Source organism: Streptomyces sp. NPDC127106 (genome assembly GCF_042677605.1).
Taxonomy (GTDB): Bacteria; Actinomycetota; Actinomycetes; order Streptomycetales; family Streptomycetaceae; genus Streptomyces.
This window is the reverse complement of the sequence record NZ_JBHXTC010000008.1, coordinates 1-17,966: the sequence shown is the minus strand read 5'-3', so window position 1 is coordinate 17,966 and position 17,966 is coordinate 1. Positions and strand designations below refer to the sequence as shown.

Here is a 17,966-nt window from a genome sequence, read left to right as displayed (position 1 = left end):
GGCCCGCACGCCGCCCCCGCCTCCTCCACCTTCAGGAGGTGGGACACGCCCCACCCCTACAACCTGAGGGGGACCCGCCTTCGGCACCTGCGGCCGATCCGCTGCCAGGCCCCGCGCTTCTAGCGTGGAGCCATGACCACGCCCGTGTGCACGCTCGCCTCGCAACCGACGCCGTACCCGTCCTTCTCGGCGTACGTCCGGACCCGGGGCGCGGGCCTGCTGCGCACCGCGCGCTCGCTCACGCCCAACCCGTGCGACGCCGAGGACCTGCTCCAGACGGCGCTGGCCAAGACCTACGCCGCCTGGGACCGCATAGAGGACCACCGGGCCCTGGACGGCTACGTCCGGCGGGCCCTGGTCAACACCCGCACCTCCCAGTGGCGCAAGCGCAAGGTCGACGAGTTCGCCTGCGACGAGCTCCCGGAGACCGAGGCGCCGAGCACCGACCCCGCTGAGGCGCAGGCCCTGCGCGACGCGATGTGGCGCGCCGTGACCCGGCTGCCCGACCGGCAGCGCGCCATGGTCGTCCTGCGCTACTACGAGGACCTGAGCGAGGCTCAGACCGCCGAGCTCATGGGGGTCTCGATCGGCACGGTCAAGAGCGCCGTCTCCCGCGCGCTGGTCAAGCTCCGCGAGGACCCGGAACTCACCCCGGTCCGCTGAGCGCATCCCTCCCCCGAGCTGCTGCGACCAGCGATGTTTCACGTGAAACCCCAGCCGCCGTTTCACGTGAAACAACGCCCACGCCTGCGGTGCGGCCTGTGCGCCGTGCACCGTACGCACACCCCGGGCCTGTGCACGGCGCCACGCCGCGCGCTCCGACAGCGATTGCGCGCCGTGTTTGTACCCCCGGGTAGTGACATGCCGACCGGTACGTGCGCAGAATCGGCAGCAATCCAAGCCGCCGCAGCGCCGCAGCGCACACGGGAGGACGCTTTGCTGAGCACCATGCAGGACGTACCGCTCCTCGTCAGCCGGATACTCCGGCACGGGACGACGATCCACGGAAAGTCCCAGGTCACGACCTGGACCGGCGAGGCCGAGCCGCACCGGCGCAGCTTCGCAGAGATCGGCGCCCGCGCTGCACAGCTCGCCCACGCGCTGCGTGACGAACTCGGAGTCCAAGAGTCGGATGCCATAGGGACTCTGATGTGGAACAACGCGGAGCACGTCGAGGCGTACTTCGCGATCCCCTCGATGGGCGCCGTCCTGCACACCCTCAACCTCAGGCTTCCTCCCGAGCAGCTCGTCTTCATCGTCAACCACGCCGCCGACCGGGTCGTTCTGGTCAACGGGAGCCTGCTGCCGCTGCTCGCCCCGCTGCTGCCGCACCTGCCCACCGTCGAGCACGTGGTCGTCTCGGGCATCGGCGACCGCTCCGCACTCGACGGGCTCGGCGTCCGCGTCCACGAGTACGAGGAGCTCCTCGCGGGCCGCTCCGACCACTACGACTGGCCGGAGCTGGACGAGCGCCAGGCCGCCGCTATGTGCTACACCTCCGGCACCACCGGCGACCCGAAGGGCGTCGTCTACTCGCACCGTTCCATCTACCTGCACTCCATGCAGGTCAACATGGCCGAGTCGATGGGGCTGAACGACAAGGACACCAGCCTCATCGTCGTCCCGCAGTTCCACGTGAACGCCTGGGGCCTGCCCCACGCCACCTTCATGACCGGCATCAACATGCTGATGCCGGACCGGTTCCTGCAGCCCGCCCCGCTCGCCGAGATGATCGAGCGGGAGCGGCCCACACACGCCGCGGCCGTCCCCACCATCTGGCAGGGGCTCCTCGCCGAGGTCACCGCCCGCCCGCGCGACCTGACGTCCATGCGGCAGGTCACCATCGGCGGCGCGGCCTGCCCGCCCGCCCTGATGGAGGCGTACGACAGGCTCGGTGTCCGCCTCTGCCACGCCTGGGGCATGACCGAGACCTCGCCGCTCGGCACCATGGCACACCCTCCGGCCGGCCTGAGCGCCGACGAGGAGTGGCCGTACCGGATCACCCAGGGCCGCTTCCCGACGGGCGTAGAACCCCGCCTGGTCGGCCCCGGCGGTGACGTCCTGCCCTGGGACGGGAAGTCGGCGGGCGAGCTGGAGGTGCGCGGCCCCTGGATCGCGGGTGCCTACTACGGAGGATCGGGTGAACCGCTGCGTCCCGAGGACAAGTTCACCTCCGACGGCTGGCTCAAGACCGGCGACGTCGGCGTGATCAGCCCGGACGGCTTCCTCACGCTCACCGACCGCGCCAAGGACGTGATCAAGTCCGGCGGCGAGTGGATCTCCAGTGTGGAGCTGGAGAACGCGTTGATGGCACACCCCGAGGTCGCCGAAGCCGCGGTCGTCGCCGTCCCGGACGACAAGTGGGGCGAGCGCCCCCTGGCCACCGTCGTCCTCAAGGAGGCCGGGAGCGTGGACTACACGACGCTGCGCGCCTTCCTCGGCCAGTCCATCGCCAAGTGGCAGCTGCCCGAGCGCTGGACCTTCATCGAGGCGGTCCCCAAGACCAGCGTAGGCAAGTTCGACAAGAAGGTGATCCGCAGGCAGTACGCCGACGGCGAGCTCGACGTCACCGTGCTCGACTGAGCCGCCGTCAGCCGCGCGTGAGCCAGGGCCGCAGCAGCCTGCTGACGGCGGGCATGGCCACGTAGGTCATCAGGGTGCTGAAGACGGCGGCGAAGACCGCCGTCCGCAGCACGAAGTTCACGTCGACCAGGTACGGCCCGAGCACCGCGTTGCCCACCAGTGAGATCGGGAAGATGGCGAGCCCCGAGCTGATCGCCATCTTCCACCGGGGCGGCGCGGGCTGGACCGTACCCGGCTTCGCGAACCAGGTCTCCATGCCGTGCAGCTCGCGCCGGGCTATTTCCGTGTGGTGATGGCCCTCGCAGTTCGCGAAGAAGGCGGCCCGCTCCGGGGAGTCCTGCCAGCGCCGCAGCGCGGCCTGGTCGCGGAAGCGGTGCACGAGGAACCAGGGCCCGCCGTTGCGCGCCGGGCGGAACAGCCCGTAGCCGAGGTGATCGGGGAAGGACGCGGCGGTCTCCAGGATTCCGCGCGCCCAGGTCTCGAACGCCTCCTCGTACCCGGGCTCGACCTGCCGGGCGATGAGGAGGCTCACCTCCCCGTTGTCGGCGGGGACGGCGTGCTCGGACGTGTCGGTGATGGCCATCGGGTCGGGTGACTAGTTGGTGCCGATCTTGGACAGGATGTCCACGATGCGTCCCTGGACGTCCGCGGTGGTGGCCCGCTCGGCGAGGAAGAGCACGCTCTCCCCGGACACGAGCCTCGGCAGCACGGCATCGTCGATGCCGGTGGCCGTGTAGACCACCAGCGGGGTCCGGTTGAGCTGGCCGTTGGCGCGCAGCCAGTCGACGATGCCGGCCCGCCGGCGGCGCACCTGCATGAGGTCCATGACCACCAGGTTGGGTCGCATCCGGGACGCCAGCTCCGCCGCGTCGGTGTCCGCGCCCGCCCGGGCCACCTGGAGGCCGCGCCGTTCGAGCGCGGCCGTGAGCGCGGTCGCGATCCCGTCGCGCTCCTCGATCAGCAGGACCCGCGAGGGGTGCTGCTCGCTGTCGCGCGGCGCGAGCGCCTTGAGGAGCACCGCCGGATCCGCGCCGTACGCCGCCTCGCGGGAGGCGTGGCCGAGCCCGGCCGTGACCAGGACGGGCACCTCCGCGGCCACCGCAGCCGCGCGCAGCGACTGCAGGGCGGTGCGGGTGATCGGGCCGGTCAGCGGGTCCACGAACAGGGCAGCGGGGAACGCGGCGATCTGCGCGTCCACTTCCTCGCGGGAGTGAACGACCACCGGGCGGTAGCCGTTGTCGTTGAGCGCCTGCTGGGTCTGCGCGTCGGGCGCGGGCCACACCAGGAGCCGGCGCGGGTTGTCCAGCGGCTCCGGCGGCAGCTCGTCGTCGACCGGCGGCGGAACGGGCCGGCTGACCACCTCGACGGCGCCGCCGGGCCCGTCCAGTGGCTCCGGCCCTTCGGCCGCGCCCGCCTCCGGGGCGCCTATCACGAAGGCACGGCCCTGCGGCGCGGGCTCGGCGAGCCGCCGTCGGCGTCCGGAACCACCGGTGGCGGCGCCGTTGCCGGAAGCAGCGGCCGGGTCGACCGAGATGCCCTGGCCGAGGGTGCGGACGCTGATCGGCTGTCCGGGCTCGGTCGGCCCGTCCTGCGGCTGCCGGGCCGCGGGCACGGCAGCCCGGCCGGCCGGCTCGTCGTCTTCGGGGGCGGTGCGGGCCGCCGGAACCGGCCAGGCGGGGGTGGGCGGCAGGGCACGGCGCCGCCCGGTCGGCGGTACGGCCTCACCGTCGCCCGCAGCCGCCTGCGCGGCGGGAGCCGCGGACTCCGCGCCGGGCGTGCCCAGCGCCCGCCGGGCACGCCGCCCGACCGGAGCCTCGCCGGCGGCGGGGGCGCCGGGCCCGGCACCCGGAGCGGAACCGGGAGCGCCGCCAGGGGCTGCGGCGCCGGCCGGAACCGGGGTGCCGCCGGGGGCGGACCCGGGCGATCCGGCCACGGCCGGGACCGGTCCGGCGGCGGGAGCGGCAACGGGAACGGCCGCAGCGGTCGCAGTTGCAGCGGGAACGGGGGCCGGCGCGGGCGTCGGACCGGCGGGCAGCGCGAAGCCGCCCTCCGGGGCGATCGGCCGGGCGGGTGCCGGGCCGCCGGCGCCCACGGCGGGTGCGAGTCCTGCCGCGGGCACGGGACCACCGGGCCGGGCCGGGCCGGCCTGGCCCAGCGCACGCCGCCGCCCGGCGGGGTGCTCGCTCACCGGGACCGAAGGCACTGCGGGTACAGCGGGGACCGGCGGCAGTGCGGGCATGGCGGTGCCTTGCGGGGGCACGGGCCGGCCGGCACCCCCCTCGGCGCCCTCGCCGTCGCCGTCCCGGCCGCGCCGGCGGCCGGTGCCGAGGCCGGCCGGGTTCACCGGAGACTGCGCGAGCGCGGGGGCGGCCGCGTCCGCGGGAACCTCACCGGGGGCCCGCCGACGCCCGGAGGGCAGCGCTAGCGCTGCCCCGGCCGAGGCGCCGCCGGGCGCGTCCGCCTCGTCCGCGGAATCCTCCAGGAAGGCGTCCACCCCGCGCCGGCCGCGCCGGCCGCCGGTGCCCTTGGCGGCCGCTCCGTCGGCTGCCCTGCCGCCCTGCGCGTCCGTCTGCGGCTGCGGCTCGGGCTCCGGCTCGGGTTCCGGTTCCGGCTCGGGCAAGGTCACCGTCCCGGCTCCTGAGCCCAGCGGGAGCTCCAGGACGTACGCGCCGCCGGGCGCGCCGGGCACCTCCACCGTCTGCAGCATGCCCCCGTGCGCGGTCACGATGCCGCGCACGATCGGCTCGTGCACCGGGTCGCCGCCCTGGTACGGCCCGCGCACCTCGATGCGTACGACCTTGCCGCGCTGCGCGGCGGCCACCACGATCGTGGAGTCCGCGTATCCACTGCCCTGGGGGGTCTTGCCGGTGGCGTCCACCCCGGCGACGTCCGCGACGAGGTGCGCGAGGGCGGTGGCGATCCGTTCCGCGTCCACCTCGGCCTCGATGGTCGGCGCGTGCACGGCGAACTGTGCCCGGCCCGGGCCGATCAGCTCGACGGCGCCGTCGACGCCGGCCTTGACGACGCCGTCCATCAGGACGTTCTTCTTCTTCAGCTTCTCGCTGCCCGCGTCCAGGCGCTGGTAGGCGAGCACGTTGTCGACGAGGGTGGTCATCCGGGAGTACCCGGCGGCCAGGTGGTGCAGCAGCTGGTTGGCCTCGGGCCACAGCTGGCCGCCGTCGTCGGCGGCCAGGGTGGCCAACTCGCCGCGCAGCTCGTCCAACGGGCCCCGCAGGGAGTCGCCGAGGACCGCGACGAGCTGGGCGTGCCGTGCGGCCAGCGCGTCGAAGGGCCGCCGGTCGGTGAAGGTCATGACGGCGCCGACGAGCACGTCGCCGTCGCGCACGGGGGAGGTGGTCAGGTCCACGGAGACCGGCTGTCCGGCCTTGTTCCACAGCACCTGGCCGCGCACCCGGTGCTTGCGGCCGCTGCGCAGGGTGTCGGCGAGCGGGGACTCCTCGAACGGGAACGGGGAGCCGTCGGCGCGCGAGTGCTGGATCAGGGCGTGCAGCTCGCGGTTGCCGAGGTCGGTGGCGCGGTAGCCGAGGATCTGCGCGGCCGCCGGGTTGACGAGGACGACGCGGCCGTCGGTGTCCGTGCCGACGACGCCTTCGGCGGCGGCGCGCAGGATCATCTCGGTCTGCCGCTGCGAGCGGGCCAGCTCGGCCTCGGTGTCCACGGTCTCGGAGAGGTCGCGTACGACGAGCATCAGCAGCTCGTCCCCGGTGTAGGCGGGCTGCGGCTCGCGGTAGGCGTCCCGGCCGTCCAGGTGGGCGTGGGTGACCTCGACCGGGAACTCGCTGCCGTCGGTGCGCCGCGCGACCATCCGCTTGGGCTTGGCCCGGCCGCCGTCGTCGTCGCCGGGGCGGCGCATGGAGCCGGGGATCAGCTTGGAGTCGAAGTCGGGGAACAGGTCGAGCACGCCGCGACCGACCAGGCCGGTGCCGGGGCTCTCCATGACCTCGAGGGCGATCGAATTCGCGTTGACGACCGTGCCGTTGGCGTTGACGAGCAGCAGCGCGTCCGGAAGCGCGTCGAGTATTGCTGCGAGGCGAGCAGCGCCTCGGGATGGCCTGCTGCTCACGACGAGCTTCCTCCCTGACCACGTCTACCGGCATGTCACGGGAGGAGTCTAAGGGCACGGCCCCGGCCCGAGGTGGCGGATGTTCCGGGTACTCCGGGCATCCGCCACATCCTCCCAGGTCAGGAGCGCCCGGCCGGAAGCACAGGTTCCAGGTTGCGCCACCGTGCGATCTCGCACCCGTTGGTCCGCCGGAATGAGGCGTTCACCTTGCGGCCCTGCCACGTGCCGGTGATGTGCGCCCTGGCCGGCCCGCCGTCCTGCTGGGTGCACATCTGACGCTTGGACCCCTCGGCGAAGGGGTTCTCGCCGGCCTTGGCGAAGCGGTCGAGGCGGGCGCACGCCTGCTCCGCCCGCGGATGGTCCCCGCCGACGGGGTTGCACGCGAGCAGGTACTCCCCGTCCGCCCGGGGGTTGCCGGTGTGGGAGACGGAGATCGTGAGGCGGTCGGGGGAGGACAGCAGCCGGTCGAGGGGCAGCGGGGCCAGCGGCGGCAGCGGGCCCGCGGCGGCGGTGGCCAGGACGGAGGTGACGGCGAAGGCGGCGAGTCGCAGCATGGGGCACTCCAGGTCGTCCGTACGTCGTACGCCGGACCAACGACGTGCGCACGCGGTGCGTGACGGCCGCCGCGGACCCGTGTGCCGGGAGTGATTAAGCCTTTGCTCTGTGGCCAGCTTGCCTAGTACCGTGGGAGCGGATTGGTGACCGGCCCTGCGGCTGTGTCATCATCTGCACGCACCCTCTACGCGGGGGTGCACTGGAGGCGTCGCCTAGTCCGGTCTATGGCGCCGCACTGCTAATGCGGTTTGGGGCTTACCCCCCATCGAGGGTTCAAATCCCTCCGCCTCCGCAGTCAGCGAAGCCCCGGTCCTCACGGACCGGGGCTTCGCTGCGTTTCCGGCGTGCTCCGCATCCTCCGCGCCCATGAAGGCCGTCCGAACCGCGGCAGTGTTCGGGGTCCGTACGCACCCGGTCGGGGCGCGCATCCGTCCGGACGATCACCCTCCGGGGCGTTTTCGCAGGTCAGAGCCGGTTTGGTTAACGGATTTCGCGTCCCGGCAAGGTCCATGTATTGTTGTTCTCGCAAGGCCAACGGGGCGAAAAACCCCGGGAAGCCCAAGCACTCGTAGCTTAACGGATAGAGCATCTGACTACGGATCAGAAGGTTGCAGGTTCGAATCCTGCCGAGTGCACAGCAGGCCAGAGGCCCCGGAGAAATCCGGGGCCTCTGGCGTTTCCCGCGCGTACAGCAGCGAAGTACAGCAACCGCCCTAGCCGCCGATGCCGCCCATGGCCTCGGACAGCTTGGCCAGCGCGTCACGCATGTCTTCTTCGCTCGCCTCGGCGTAGACCTCCATGGTCATCGCGATCTGCGAGTGCCGCAGGATCCTCTGGGCCACCTTGGGGTGGACCTTGAGCGCGACCAGGAGCGAGCTGCACGTGTGCCGGGTGTTCCGCAGCGGGATCACGCGGAGGCCAGCGCGGCGGGCCCGCAGCGCGAACATTCGCGTCAGGTTCCCGGGCTCGATCGGCGTTCCGTACTTGGTCGTGAACACCAGGTCATGGCTCCCCTGCCAGAGCTCTCCCGCCGCCTTGCGATCACCTATCTGCTGTGCCCATCGCATGCGGAGCGCCTTCAGGCAGAGTGCCGGCAGGGGCAGGAAGTCATCGGAGTCCTCGGTCTTGGTCTCCCGGTGCAGGATCTCCCGCCCGGCCCGCTGTATCTGGTGGTCCACGTAGAGCTGCCCGGCATCGAAGTCCACGGACTTCCACGTCAGGCCGAGCACCTCACCGCGGCGCAGGCCGAGGCAGAGCACGAGCATCCAGGCAGCGAGCAGGTGATCGTCCCGGGCCACGCCGTCCGCCAGGAAGCGGCCCGCCTCGACCACGGACCAAGGCTTGATCCGGCGACGCCGCGGCTTGGGCACCTTCACGAGCGAAGCGACGTTCTTCCCGATCTCCTCTTCGATCACTGCGTGCGTCAGCGCGGCCCGGAGCGCGTCACGGGCGCCCTGGACGACGCGGCGGGACGGGTAGGCCTCGCAGCACTCGCCGACCGCGCAGCACCGCCGCTGTGCCAGTGATCGCTTCTGGTCCTTGTCCTGGGCGCAGCACTGGCAGATCGTGGCCAGCTTGTTCAGCCACTCCCGCACGTCCCGGACGGTCAGCTTGTCGAGGCGCTTCGACCCGAGGTGCGGGGCGATGTAGAGCCGGACGTACCCCTCGTACGAGACGTACGAGAGCGGCGCGAGGTCGGGCTTGACGATCTCCTGGAGCCAGTAGGCGAGGAAGGCCGCCACTGTGCGGTGCCGAGTCACCACGGGCCCCTTCTTGGCCTCAGCATGCAACTTGATCCACTTGTCGTGGACCTCTTCCCGCGTCTTGCCGTAGACGTACTTGCGCTTGCGCTTGCCGTCCGGCGTGTCGACCCAGGCGTACGCGGCGAAGCCGTTCTTGTACGGGTAGATCGAGCCCTCTCCGTTGGCACGCTTCCCGCTCATGCCGACCACCGCTCGGTCTCGGAGGTGACCCGCTCGACGTACTCGTCCACCCAGGCGGGCAGGATCCGCCGGTTTCGGCCGATCTTCACGGATCGAATCTCGCCAGTGATGACGAGCATCTTGGTTTTGGACAGGCCGAAGCCGAGCATCTCGGCAACCTCGGCGGTGGTGTGCCACTTCCGTTGGATGACGGCGGTGGTCATATGGCGGCTCCTTCCAGGACGAGTTGATCGGACAGGGCTTCGCGAGCGGTCTCGCGGTTGAGCTGGATGTCTCGGGCGATCGAGGCCGCCAGCACGGATTCGCCGGGGCTGTGGCCGTGGCCGGCGTACTGCCAGGAGGCGAGGACGAGGACGGTGTCCGGTTCGATGTCGGCGAGGCCGCGTGCTTCGCGTTCCTGGGCGGCGCGGTAGTCGGCGCGGGTCTGGCGGAGGTCGCCGAGGGTGGTGGAGTACTGGCGGGACTTGGTGGAGAAGTGGCCGCGGAAGCCGAGCATGTGGGCCCAGGCGGCGAGGCGGCGGTCCGGGTAGAGCGGGTCCAGGTCGAGGCAGGCCCCAATCAGGCGGGCGGTGTGGTCGGGGACGTCGAGGAGGACCAGGGCCTCACGGTTGCCGATGCGGCGGTCGAGGGTGCCGGTGTCCTCGGCGGCCTTGGTGGCGTACTTGGCGACGTACGAGGCGACGGCCTGTTCGGTGATGTCGGAGCCGTCCCCGAAGGCCTTGATGGGGCGGATGTCGAGTTGGGTGCCCCAGCGGAGGGTGCGGGTCGGCTGGTCGTCAGCGGCCGGGACGGTGATGGACGTGTACGTGTGCGCGACGGCTGCCCGGATGGCTTCGGTGAGGAGGTGGGTGGTGGCCCAGTACGGGGGCGGGGTGAGCGGGCCGATGGGCCCGTCGAGGCGGATCACGGCGTGGAAGTGGATGGCGCCGCGCTTTTGGAACTCGGCGACCTTGCCGAAGGAGACCCGGCACGACTCCTTCAGCTCGCGTTGGGTGAGGCCGGCACGGGCGGCGATCTCGCGGCGGAGGCGGGTGGTGAAGCGGGACCAGAGCTGTCCGGCGTGGTTGTTGAAGAGGACGGCGCCCGCGTAGTCGTACGTGGTCGGGTCGAGGGCGGTGCCGAGGATCGGGTCCTCGGTGGGGTGGCGGGTGCCGCAGCGGCAGCGGCCGGAGTCGGGCCGGTTGTGGACGGGGCCGAAGGACGGGGCGGTGAGGGTGGCGAAGACGCGGGGGTGATCGCGGACGGTGGCGGGGACGGTGTGGCGGTCGTCTCCGGCGAGCCCGGCCCGGATCAAGTGGTACGTGTCCCCGGCGTACGTCCAAGCGCAGGACGGGCAGCGGGAGGCACGGCGGTTGCCGCAGGCGATCCGGAGGCGGGCGCCGGGCTCGTTCTCGGTGGAGTAGCGGTCGTAGGTCTCGCCACTGGTCTTGTCCTTGGTGAGGGTCCAGCCGGTGATGTGGATCGGGTCGGAGCAGCCGCCGGTGCGGTGGATCTGCTCCTCCCAGCGGCGGAAACCGGGAGCCCCGGCCACCTTCAGCAGATCACTGAGGAGGCCGGGGTCCAGGTCCGCGAGGTTCGCGGTCACGCAGCCACCGCCGCAGGAGCGGGCGCGAAGACCGTGTAGACCTTCAACGTGATCCGGCCCATCGGGGCGATGAAGAGGAGCTGCTTCTCGTCCTTGAAGTCGTTGAGCTGGACGTCCAGGGCGTCGGTGTGGGTGGCCTGCCGCCAGGCTTCAAGGTCGGCCAGGCTGTCGAGGAGGACGTGTGCCGCGGTGGGCGTGATCTGGCTGGTGGTGATGTACGCGCCGGGCAGATCCGGGTGCAGCTCGGCCAGCTGGGCGAGGGCCGCGAACACGGCGGTCTGTGCGGTCAGCGGGTTGTTCATGTCGGCGTCGGTCAGCACAGCGCTCACCGTCCGGCCGGGGTGATGACGGCGCTGCGGGCAGGGCGGGTGCCGGTGCCGTGGCAGGCCGGGCAGTGGGCGGTGATGGTGCGCAGCTGGCCGATGCGGTCGCGTCCGCCGAGGGTGATGTGCACGGCGGAGAAGCCGTCGCAGTTCGGGCAGATGCGGGGCGGAGCCGGGGTGTGCTGGGCCATGATGGTGGTCCTTTCGATTGCGGTCGGGAGGGGCCGGTCCGTCCGGGCGGCGGCGATGCTTGGTGGCTTGTGCGTCGCCCGGAGGACGGTCAGCGGTGGGTGTGGCGCGGGGAGCGGCGGCCGGTGGTGCCCTTGGACGCGTACATGGCGGCGTCGGCGCCCGCGAGGGCCTCGGAGAGGCTCGGCAGGGGCAGGTCCGCGATGCGGCAGGAGCCGACCGAGGCGGAGACCGGCAGCTCGCGGTCCTCGTAGATCACAGGGGCGTTCAGAGCGTTGGTGAGGTCGGCGAGGGCCCGGGAGTAGTCGGGGTGCCGGTGGACGGCGACGAATTCGTCTCCACCGAGGCGGCCGGCGAAGCCGTGGCGGCCGCACCAGGCGGTGAGCCGGGCGGCGGTGGCGGCGAGGGCTGCGTCCCCGGCGGCGTGGCCGTGGGTGTCGTTGAGGTGCTTGAAGTCGTCCAGGTCGATCAGGAGGACGACGGAGTCGTTGCGGCGGATGTAGCGCTCGGCGCGGCTGGTCCACCCGGCGCGAGTGCGCAGGCCGGTCAGCGGGTCGCGGCGGGCCATGGCCAAGCGGTGGGTGAGCAGGCCGGTGTGGGCGGCCCAGCCGATGAGCGGCAGGCATAAGGCGATCGATTGCGGGTCCACGATGCTCCTTCGTGCGGTCGGAAGTGGCAGGTGGGCGACCGGGGGCGGCGATGCTTGGTGGCTCGTGACGCCCCCGGAAGGCCGGGCCGGTCAGTGGTTCCCGAACTCCTGGCGCAGGGCGCGGACGAGGAACAGGACCACGACGGCGCTGACGGACAAGGCCGTGGCGGTGACGGCGACGGCCAGGAGCAGCGAGACGGCGACGGAGGCCAGGGCCAGGACCCCGGCGACCCCGCCGGCGGCGAGGGCGACCGCGGCGCCGGGCGTCTTGGGGGCCAGGGCCGCGAGGCCGGCCGGAACCGTCACCGGGGCCGGGGCGGTCTCCTGCTGGTCGGTGGCGGGGACCGGGGTCGGACGGATGGTCACCGGGGTGTAGGTGTCGGGGGCGGGGTACTTGGGCTTGAACACCGGGTTCTCCTTCCAGGGCTACTTGTTGACGGCCGCGTCGATGGCGGGGGCGAGGAAGCTGTCCGCGAGGAGGAAGCCGCCGAGGAGGATCACGGCGACCAGCCACCAGGGCGGTCGGACGAGCTTCACGCCCAGGACGCCGACGACGATCAGGGCGAGCCAGAGCGGGACGTCCACGACGGGTTCTCCTTCGAGGTCAGCGCGGGGCGCAGCGGTGGGAGTGGGCGGCGAGTTCGGCGGCGGCGCGGCTGAGGTAGTCGGCCGACCAGCCGCAGTGGGGGGCGGTGCAAGCGGCGGAGTGCATCTCGCGGCCGTGGCGGTCGATGTAGGTGCCGACCTCCACCGGGCCGATCCGGCGGACGTCGCGGAAGCGGTAGCGGGGCACGGGCGGGTCTCCTCTCAGGCGAGCTGTGCGGCGATGGACGCGGCCATGGGGGCCGGGACGCCAAGGCGGGCGCGCAGGGTGTCGGCGTCGATCGGGCTGCCGGTGCGGGCGCGGTGCTCGTCGGCGACCTTGCGGCCGTAGGCGAGGAGCGCGTCCGGTACGGCGACGGCCGGGTTCGGCGGCGGGGGCGGGGGTAGGGCCGGAGCGGGATCCGGCGCCGGGATCTCACTGACGGCAGGCTCCGGATCGGGCTCTTGGAACGGCTCGACGTCGATGTCTTGCGCGTTGGCCTGGTGGTGCTCGTGCTCGGGGTCCGGTTCTGCGGCGGGTTCCTCGGCCGGGTTGTGGACGAGGAGGGTTCCGCCGAGGAAGGCCAGCGCGGGCCAGCCGGCGACGAGGATTCGCAGCCAGGCCGGGACGGCGTTCAGGTCGAGAAGGCCGGCGGTGGCGACGTTCGCGCCGAGCGAGGCGGCGAGGGCGACGGCGAACCAGGTCCAGGCGGACCGGGTCGGCTCCCCGGCATCGCGCAGGAGCCGTAGGCGGTGCCAGGCGGCGACGAGGAGCAGGTCCACGCTGACCGGGTAGGCCCAGGCCTTCCAACCGTCCTGCCCCGCGGCTTCGGCCAGATCGTGCAGGTGGGCGAAGGACAGGGCCCCGGCAATGACGGCCTGGACGAGGACCGCGTCCGGACGGACCTTGAAGTGCATGGTGTTTCACCTCCTTCAGGCATGGGAGGAGTAGGGACTTGGCGCTGAACGGTCGCGCCGACCGAATGCGGGGAGATCAGGCGGTCTACTTGCCCTGCGAGGGCACTGCGGTCCGCCGCGGGCGGAAAGCTGCCAGGGCCGGGATGTCCGGGGTGAGGTGCTCGTACCGGGCACAGACGGCTGCGGTCTCATCGAGGGAGACGTACGCGGACCGGATGCGGGCCCACCCGCCCGAGAGCAGGCCGACGACGGCGGTCCCGGGACGATCGATGGCGATGTTGGTGGCCGCACTCACGGCGCGGAGGCTGATGTCGCCCAGGGCCATCTTCGCGGAGGCTTCGTCGTTGACGCGGTGCGCCACACGGCCGGTGAGTTGTGCGCGGAGGGCGGTGGCGCCGGCGCCGAGGTCGGAGCCGAACCGCTGCCCGCAGATTTCCAGGTACACGGCCGCGGCCCGGCCGAGCTGTCCGAGGCGGATCAGCTGGGTGACCATGTGGTCCCGGCGCTTCTCGTCGGACCTGTTGGCTATCAGGAAGAGCTCGGCGACCTCGTCCACGATCAGCACGATGGGCGCCGGTCGGATGCTCTCGGGCAGGCCCCAGACGTCCGAGGTGATCTCCTCCACCGTGACGCCCGACCCGAGGCCTTGCGAGGCCCGGATCAGCTCGTAGCGCCGGATCATCTCCTCGACCAGCGCGTCCAGGAGATCGGACGCTTCTTCCGGGGTGTAGGCCAGCCCGGACAACCGACGGGCGAACGGTGCCAGTTCCACACCCCACTTGCAGTCGATCCCGACGAGCGCAACGGGCTGCTTGGCCAACCCCTTGACGAGGGCCCTGAGGTAGACCGACTTGCCTGATTCGGTGGCGCCTACGACCAGCTCGTGAGGGCTGGCCCGGAAGTTCCGCATGTGCGGGGTGCCGTCGGCCCGCAGAGCTACCGGCACCTTGAGGAGCTCGGTCGCCGGGATGTCGGGCGGCATGACCACCTGCCGCAGTACGTCATAGCCGATGAGCCGGATCTGCAGGAACCCGGGCTTCAGGGAGGTGACGTGCACTCCCTGCATGCGCCAGGAGTGTCGCAGCCGTTCGGTAGCTGCATCGAAGTCCCGGACTTCCTGACCCGGCAGCATCTTGACCCGCAGGACCAACCCGAACCGCGTGATCCTGATCCGGCGCGGCTTTGGGAGCGCCGGGGCGGCCGCGCGGCGCATGGCTGTTGCCAGGATCACCCGGGACCGGGACGGCTGCTCAGTCAGCCCGCAGGCCTCCATCACCGAGCGGTATGTCCACAGCAGTCGCACCACGGTGGCCAACCAGCCGAAGCCGACCCAGTACCAACCGGGCCTCTTCCACTTCAGCCACCCCAGTCCGACCGCGACCAGCGATAAGCCGACCAGTGCGGCAATCTGTCCGCCGGTCATCGCGTCAGACCTGGGCCGGAGCGGGCGCCAGCGAGGTGATCGCCGCGGCGCGGAAGCTGATTCCGTGCCGCCTCTGGCCGTTGAACTCGTTCTCCCACGGCCGGGCGATGAGGCCGGTGATCGCGACCGGCGTACCCATCGCGAACTCTCCCGTGATGCCCGGCTGCGGGACGGCGACGGACAGGACCTCGGACACCCCGGCCATCAGGAACACCACGTCGACGGTGACCAGCGGGGCGCCGGTCTCCAGGTCGACGGCGATCTCACCGGTCTTGCGGTCCTTGACCTTCGGCTGCGGCGGCTGGGCAACCATCACCATCGCCGCGGAGGTGTCGACGGGAATCTGACGCATGACAGATCACTCCTCTACAGAGGTTGGACTCCGTCACTCATGTATAGGAGTGACATGAAGAAGAGTGGAGCACTCCTGTACATGAGTCAACCCGCCGCGGAAGAAAACTCGCGGCGGGTTGCAGGGAGTTGAGCGCCCGTCAGTCGGAGGCAGGGATCCGGTACTCGAAAACGAACTGGTCAGCCGCCATGAGGGTGTCGCAGACCTCGACCACGCGCCCGGTCTCGGTGACGGCGTTCCGCAGGAGGTGAACGACCGGGGCACCGGGGCTCAAGGCCAGCTCGGACGCCTCCGCCTTGGCGGCCGGCCGGGCCTGCAAGGTCTCGACGAACTCGGCGAACACGTGGCCGTGCTCCTCCAGCCGGGCATAGATGCCACCGCCACCGGGGTTCTCGGCGAACAGCTCGGGAATGTCCTTCACCACGTCCCACGGGAGGTACGACGTCGCCGTCTCCACCGGCGTCCCGTTGCGGAAGTACAGCCGCCGCCGCGCGAGGATCTGCGTACCGGGCTCAACGTCGAGCCGAGCGGCAATATCCTCCGGGGCCTCCATAGGACCAATGAAGATCACACTGACCTTGGCCGTGGCACCCGACTGCTCCGACTCGGCGAGGTACGCCGCCTTGCCACCCCGCCGCAGCGACCGACGGAACCGATCCGAGGACCGATGCCGCACGGGCGGCCGGGCCTTCACGTACGAGCCCTTGCCGTGCCGGGTGTCCACGAGCCCACTGGCCCGGATCTCGGTCATGGCCTTGCGGATGGTCCCGCCGGACACGCCGTAGCGCTCCACCATCTCGGCTTCACTCGGCACCTGGTCGCCGGGCTTGAGAGTGCCGGCTCTGATCTGCTGGACGATGTCCTCGGCGATCTGCAAGTACCGGGGTACGGCCTTGCCACCTCCTACAGCTGTTCCCATGGTCCTTTTCTTCCTCCTATGCTCCTGTACATGAGTAACAGCGCCCCGACGACCAGGTCAACGCCCCGCCATTCCGTGTCCGTAGCGGGTGTGGTGGTCCGCGACGACGGTCGGCTCCTGGCGATCCAGAGGGCGGACAACGGTACGTGGGAGCTCCCGGGCGGAGTGCTGGAACTGGAGGAGACTCCGGAGGAGGGCGTGCGCCGCGAGGTCCTGGAGGAGACCGGCCTCCAAGTCGACGTCGCCGAGCTGACAGGGGTCTACAAGAACGTCGTCGTGGGCGTCGTCGCGCTGGTCTTCCGCTGCAAGCCGGTGGGGGGTGCCGAGTGCACTTCGGACGAGACCACGGCCGTCCAGTGGCTCACGCCTGAAGAGGTGTCCGAGCGGATGTCCGAGGTCTACGCAATCCGGCTCCTGGACGCCTTGGACGGACGCGGGCCCCACGTGCGGAGCCATGACGGGCGCCAGCTCTTCGCGGTGCGGTGAAAGTTTCCCTACTCCATCAAGGCACCCGCCGCGCACGGCGCGGCGAGCGCGCCCGCCGGCCGGGCCTGCGCTCCTGTCTCCGCCCCGCTCCAGCCCGGCCGCCGGCCGCGCGCCAGACAGCGCGGGTTTGATGGGGGGACTCCCCCGCGGCGCCTGAACCCGCTCAAATCCGCGGTTACACCCCACTCTGGCCCAGGCCGCCAGGCCGAGCGAGCCCAGGCCACCGAACGGCCACGATCCACCCGAGCCCGTCCAGCCAGGCCTGCCCGAATTTACCCAGGGCCCTCACCTGCTCGCGGGACCGCACATGAGCCCAAGCCACGGTCAGAACCATGCCTCCGGCGGGGGCGCTCAGGCTCCGGGATGACGGGGGTCTGCACTGCGGGTGCGGGCCGGTTTGTGGTGCGGGTGGGGAGCTGTCATCCCGCCTGCCGTCGACCCAGGCAAGCCGAGCAGACACGGGTCCTGGCGTCCAGGTCGTTCGTACAGTGGCGCGCTCCACCTGGACGCCAGGACCCGCGTCCGCTCCACGTACGTGTGGGTCGACGGCAGACGGGATGACAGCGGGGGCGCGGTGCGGCTGCGGCCTCCACTCCCCGCCTGTCTCTGATGGGATCGATTTGCTTGTTCGAATGGCGCATATCTGCCATATCCGTCATTTGGGTCTGCATACGCTAGGGCGCGCCATGGAACGCGATGGCTCGCCCTCTTGATTCGCCACCCTTCGCCAGGGTGCGCACCGTGGAGAGCCACCTTTGGAGGGCTTCACGCTGGACAACGAAAGAGCCCGCCAGCACCGCTGTGGCTGCAACCGATTGCGGTACTGACGGGCATGCGACGCTTGCAAAGGAAGCATCTCTATGAGTTTGACGCCTCGACGGCAGCCGCTGTCAAGCATCCCGGACGGGCCCTGGGCATCGGTCGTCATCATTGTGGTCGTTGTCTGGCGAGTGCCACCGGAACTCGTCGTCACCGTACTGCCCTTGCTGGGGGGTGTCGTGGCCTTGTTGCTGGGGCGGGAGGCTGGCGGGCGCATCCAGAGGGCGGCGGTTCCTGCGCGGCATCGTTGATCCCGGTACAGCAACTCGGTACCGCAACCACAGCGGCCGTACCTGACCGTCAGTACCCCGAGCTGGTCGTGACGCACCCGATATGACCGTTGCCGACCTATCTCTGTAGAGCTACGGATCAGAAGGTTGCAGGTTCGAATCCTGCCGAGTGCACAGCCGAAGAGGCCCCCCGGTTCTTGGGTTCAAGGGGTCGTCGCAACACCACTTGGTTTCAGGTGGTGAGTAGATCACGTAGAGGCGGGGGGGGGGGGGGGGCCCCGCCCCCGCGGGCGCGGGCGCGGGGGGGAGGCGAGGGGGGGGCTGTG

The 17,966-nt window shown here is 71.3% G+C and carries 19 protein-coding genes and 2 tRNA genes; 5 read left to right on the top strand and 16 right to left on the bottom strand.

Features of this window, described 5'->3' with window-relative positions:
• Window positions 1–132 precede the first annotated feature (132 nt).
• Both ACFVGY_RS10580 and ACFVGY_RS10575 read left to right on the top strand, forming a co-directional pair.
• The gene (locus ACFVGY_RS10580; RefSeq protein ID WP_385674068.1) at window positions 133–663 is read left to right on the top strand and encodes a SigE family RNA polymerase sigma factor; all 531 of its coding nucleotides are present in this window, start codon (window positions 133–135) and stop codon (window positions 661–663) included.
• A gap of 273 nt (window positions 664–936) precedes the next feature.
• Entirely contained in the window at window positions 937–2,583 is a 1,647-nt protein-coding gene (locus ACFVGY_RS10575) for a long-chain fatty acid--CoA ligase (RefSeq protein ID WP_385674065.1), read from the top strand.
• Between the two features lie 7 nt (window positions 2,584–2,590).
• Here ACFVGY_RS10575 and ACFVGY_RS10570 read toward each other — a convergent pair whose 3' ends face one another.
• The 3 genes from ACFVGY_RS10570 to ACFVGY_RS10560 all read right to left on the bottom strand — a co-directional run bounded on the left by ACFVGY_RS10570 (window position 2,591) and on the right by ACFVGY_RS10560 (window position 7,221).
• The gene (locus ACFVGY_RS10570; protein ID WP_385674062.1) at window positions 2,591–3,166 is read right to left on the bottom strand and encodes an antibiotic biosynthesis monooxygenase; all 576 of its coding nucleotides are present in this window, start codon (window positions 3,164–3,166) and stop codon (window positions 2,591–2,593) included.
• Window positions 3,167–3,178: 12 nt separating this feature from the next.
• Complete coding sequence (locus ACFVGY_RS10565; RefSeq protein ID WP_385674059.1) at window positions 3,179–6,667, bottom strand: PAS domain-containing protein; 3,489 nt, start codon at window positions 6,665–6,667, stop codon at window positions 3,179–3,181.
• 119 nt (window positions 6,668–6,786) lie between these two features.
• Window positions 6,787–7,221, bottom strand: a complete 435-nt coding sequence (locus ACFVGY_RS10560) for an SSI family serine proteinase inhibitor (protein ID WP_385674056.1) — start codon at window positions 7,219–7,221, stop codon at window positions 6,787–6,789.
• Between the two features lie 202 nt (window positions 7,222–7,423).
• Between ACFVGY_RS10560 and ACFVGY_RS10555 the strand changes: the two genes are divergently transcribed.
• Window positions 7,424–7,514, top strand: a tRNA-Ser gene (locus ACFVGY_RS10555).
• Window positions 7,515–7,784: 270 nt separating this feature from the next.
• A tRNA-Arg gene (locus ACFVGY_RS10550) sits at window positions 7,785–7,857 on the top strand.
• 78 nt (window positions 7,858–7,935) lie between these two features.
• On the opposite strand, the gene ACFVGY_RS10545 is transcribed toward ACFVGY_RS10550, so the two are convergent.
• The 13 genes from ACFVGY_RS10545 to ACFVGY_RS10485 all read right to left on the bottom strand — a co-directional run bounded on the left by ACFVGY_RS10545 (window position 7,936) and on the right by ACFVGY_RS10485 (window position 16,105).
• Complete coding sequence (locus tag ACFVGY_RS10545) at window positions 7,936–9,174, bottom strand: tyrosine-type recombinase/integrase (protein ID WP_385674053.1); 1,239 nt, start codon at window positions 9,172–9,174, stop codon at window positions 7,936–7,938.
• Window positions 9,162–9,368: an excisionase family DNA-binding protein gene (locus ACFVGY_RS10540; protein ID WP_385674050.1), complete on the bottom strand. Its 207-nt coding sequence runs from the start codon at window positions 9,366–9,368 to the stop codon at window positions 9,162–9,164. The genes ACFVGY_RS10545 and ACFVGY_RS10540 overlap by 13 nt, the downstream gene beginning before the upstream one ends.
• Window positions 9,365–10,750, bottom strand: coding sequence for a replication initiator protein RepSA (gene repSA / locus ACFVGY_RS10535; RefSeq protein WP_385674047.1), 1,386 nt, complete (start codon window positions 10,748–10,750; stop codon window positions 9,365–9,367). The genes ACFVGY_RS10540 and repSA overlap by 4 nt, the downstream gene beginning before the upstream one ends.
• A complete protein-coding gene (locus ACFVGY_RS10530) occupies window positions 10,747–11,070 on the bottom strand; it encodes a hypothetical protein (RefSeq protein ID WP_385674044.1) in 324 nt (107 codons plus the stop codon). Before ACFVGY_RS10530 ends, repSA begins: the two co-directional genes overlap by 4 nt.
• 5 nt (window positions 11,071–11,075) lie before the next feature.
• Entirely contained in the window at window positions 11,076–11,264 is a 189-nt protein-coding gene (locus tag ACFVGY_RS10525) for a hypothetical protein (RefSeq protein WP_385674042.1), read from the bottom strand.
• 89 nt (window positions 11,265–11,353) lie between these two features.
• Window positions 11,354–11,911, bottom strand: a complete 558-nt coding sequence (locus ACFVGY_RS10520) for a GGDEF domain-containing protein (RefSeq protein WP_385674039.1) — start codon at window positions 11,909–11,911, stop codon at window positions 11,354–11,356.
• Window positions 11,912–12,001: 90 nt separating this feature from the next.
• Window positions 12,002–12,319, bottom strand: coding sequence for a SpdD protein (locus ACFVGY_RS10515; protein ID WP_385674036.1), 318 nt, complete (start codon window positions 12,317–12,319; stop codon window positions 12,002–12,004).
• A gap of 18 nt (window positions 12,320–12,337) precedes the next feature.
• A complete protein-coding gene (locus ACFVGY_RS10510) occupies window positions 12,338–12,496 on the bottom strand; it encodes a hypothetical protein (RefSeq protein WP_385674033.1) in 159 nt (52 codons plus the stop codon).
• A 19-nt stretch (window positions 12,497–12,515) separates the two neighbouring features.
• The gene (locus ACFVGY_RS10505) at window positions 12,516–12,704 is read right to left on the bottom strand and encodes a mobile element transfer protein (protein WP_385674030.1); all 189 of its coding nucleotides are present in this window, start codon (window positions 12,702–12,704) and stop codon (window positions 12,516–12,518) included.
• A 14-nt stretch (window positions 12,705–12,718) separates the two neighbouring features.
• Window positions 12,719–13,411 (bottom strand): DUF2637 domain-containing protein, encoded by a 693-nt coding sequence (locus ACFVGY_RS10500; RefSeq protein WP_385674027.1) that lies wholly within the window; start codon window positions 13,409–13,411, stop codon window positions 12,719–12,721.
• A gap of 85 nt (window positions 13,412–13,496) precedes the next feature.
• Window positions 13,497–14,834, bottom strand: coding sequence for an FtsK/SpoIIIE domain-containing protein (locus ACFVGY_RS10495; protein WP_385674024.1), 1,338 nt, complete (start codon window positions 14,832–14,834; stop codon window positions 13,497–13,499).
• Window positions 14,835–14,838: 4 nt separating this feature from the next.
• Window positions 14,839–15,186 carry a hypothetical protein gene (locus tag ACFVGY_RS10490; RefSeq protein WP_385674021.1) on the bottom strand — a complete coding sequence of 116 codons (348 nt, stop codon included), beginning with the start codon at window positions 15,184–15,186 and terminating at the stop codon, window positions 14,839–14,841.
• Between the two features lie 139 nt (window positions 15,187–15,325).
• Window positions 15,326–16,105 (bottom strand): GntR family transcriptional regulator, encoded by a 780-nt coding sequence (locus ACFVGY_RS10485; RefSeq protein ID WP_385674018.1) that lies wholly within the window; start codon window positions 16,103–16,105, stop codon window positions 15,326–15,328.
• A gap of 18 nt (window positions 16,106–16,123) precedes the next feature.
• Between ACFVGY_RS10485 and ACFVGY_RS10480 the strand changes: the two genes are divergently transcribed.
• Window positions 16,124–16,591: an NUDIX hydrolase gene (locus ACFVGY_RS10480; protein ID WP_385674015.1), complete on the top strand. Its 468-nt coding sequence runs from the start codon at window positions 16,124–16,126 to the stop codon at window positions 16,589–16,591.
• Window positions 16,592–17,966: the final 1,375 nt, after the last annotated feature.

Excerpts from the sequence above, each read along its gene's own strand:
- ACFVGY_RS10580 (WP_385674068.1), top strand. The coding sequence starts at position 133 with ATGACCACGCCCGTGTGCACGCTCGCCTCGCAACCGACGCCGTACCCG.
- ACFVGY_RS10570 (WP_385674062.1), bottom strand. The coding sequence starts at position 3,166 with ATGGCCATCACCGACACGTCCGAGCACGCCGTCCCCGCCGACAACGGG.
- ACFVGY_RS10560 (WP_385674056.1), bottom strand. The coding sequence starts at position 7,221 with ATGCTGCGACTCGCCGCCTTCGCCGTCACCTCCGTCCTGGCCACCGCC.
- ACFVGY_RS10540 (WP_385674050.1), bottom strand. The coding sequence starts at position 9,368 with ATGACCACCGCCGTCATCCAACGGAAGTGGCACACCACCGCCGAGGTT.
- ACFVGY_RS10525 (WP_385674042.1), bottom strand. The coding sequence starts at position 11,264 with ATGGCCCAGCACACCCCGGCTCCGCCCCGCATCTGCCCGAACTGCGAC.
- ACFVGY_RS10500 (WP_385674027.1), bottom strand. The coding sequence starts at position 13,411 with ATGCACTTCAAGGTCCGTCCGGACGCGGTCCTCGTCCAGGCCGTCATT.
- ACFVGY_RS10495 (WP_385674024.1), bottom strand. The coding sequence starts at position 14,834 with ATGACCGGCGGACAGATTGCCGCACTGGTCGGCTTATCGCTGGTCGCG.
- ACFVGY_RS10490 (WP_385674021.1), bottom strand. The coding sequence starts at position 15,186 with ATGCGTCAGATTCCCGTCGACACCTCCGCGGCGATGGTGATGGTTGCC.
- ACFVGY_RS10485 (WP_385674018.1), bottom strand. The coding sequence starts at position 16,105 with ATGGGAACAGCTGTAGGAGGTGGCAAGGCCGTACCCCGGTACTTGCAG.
- ACFVGY_RS10480 (WP_385674015.1), top strand. The coding sequence starts at position 16,124 with ATGCTCCTGTACATGAGTAACAGCGCCCCGACGACCAGGTCAACGCCC.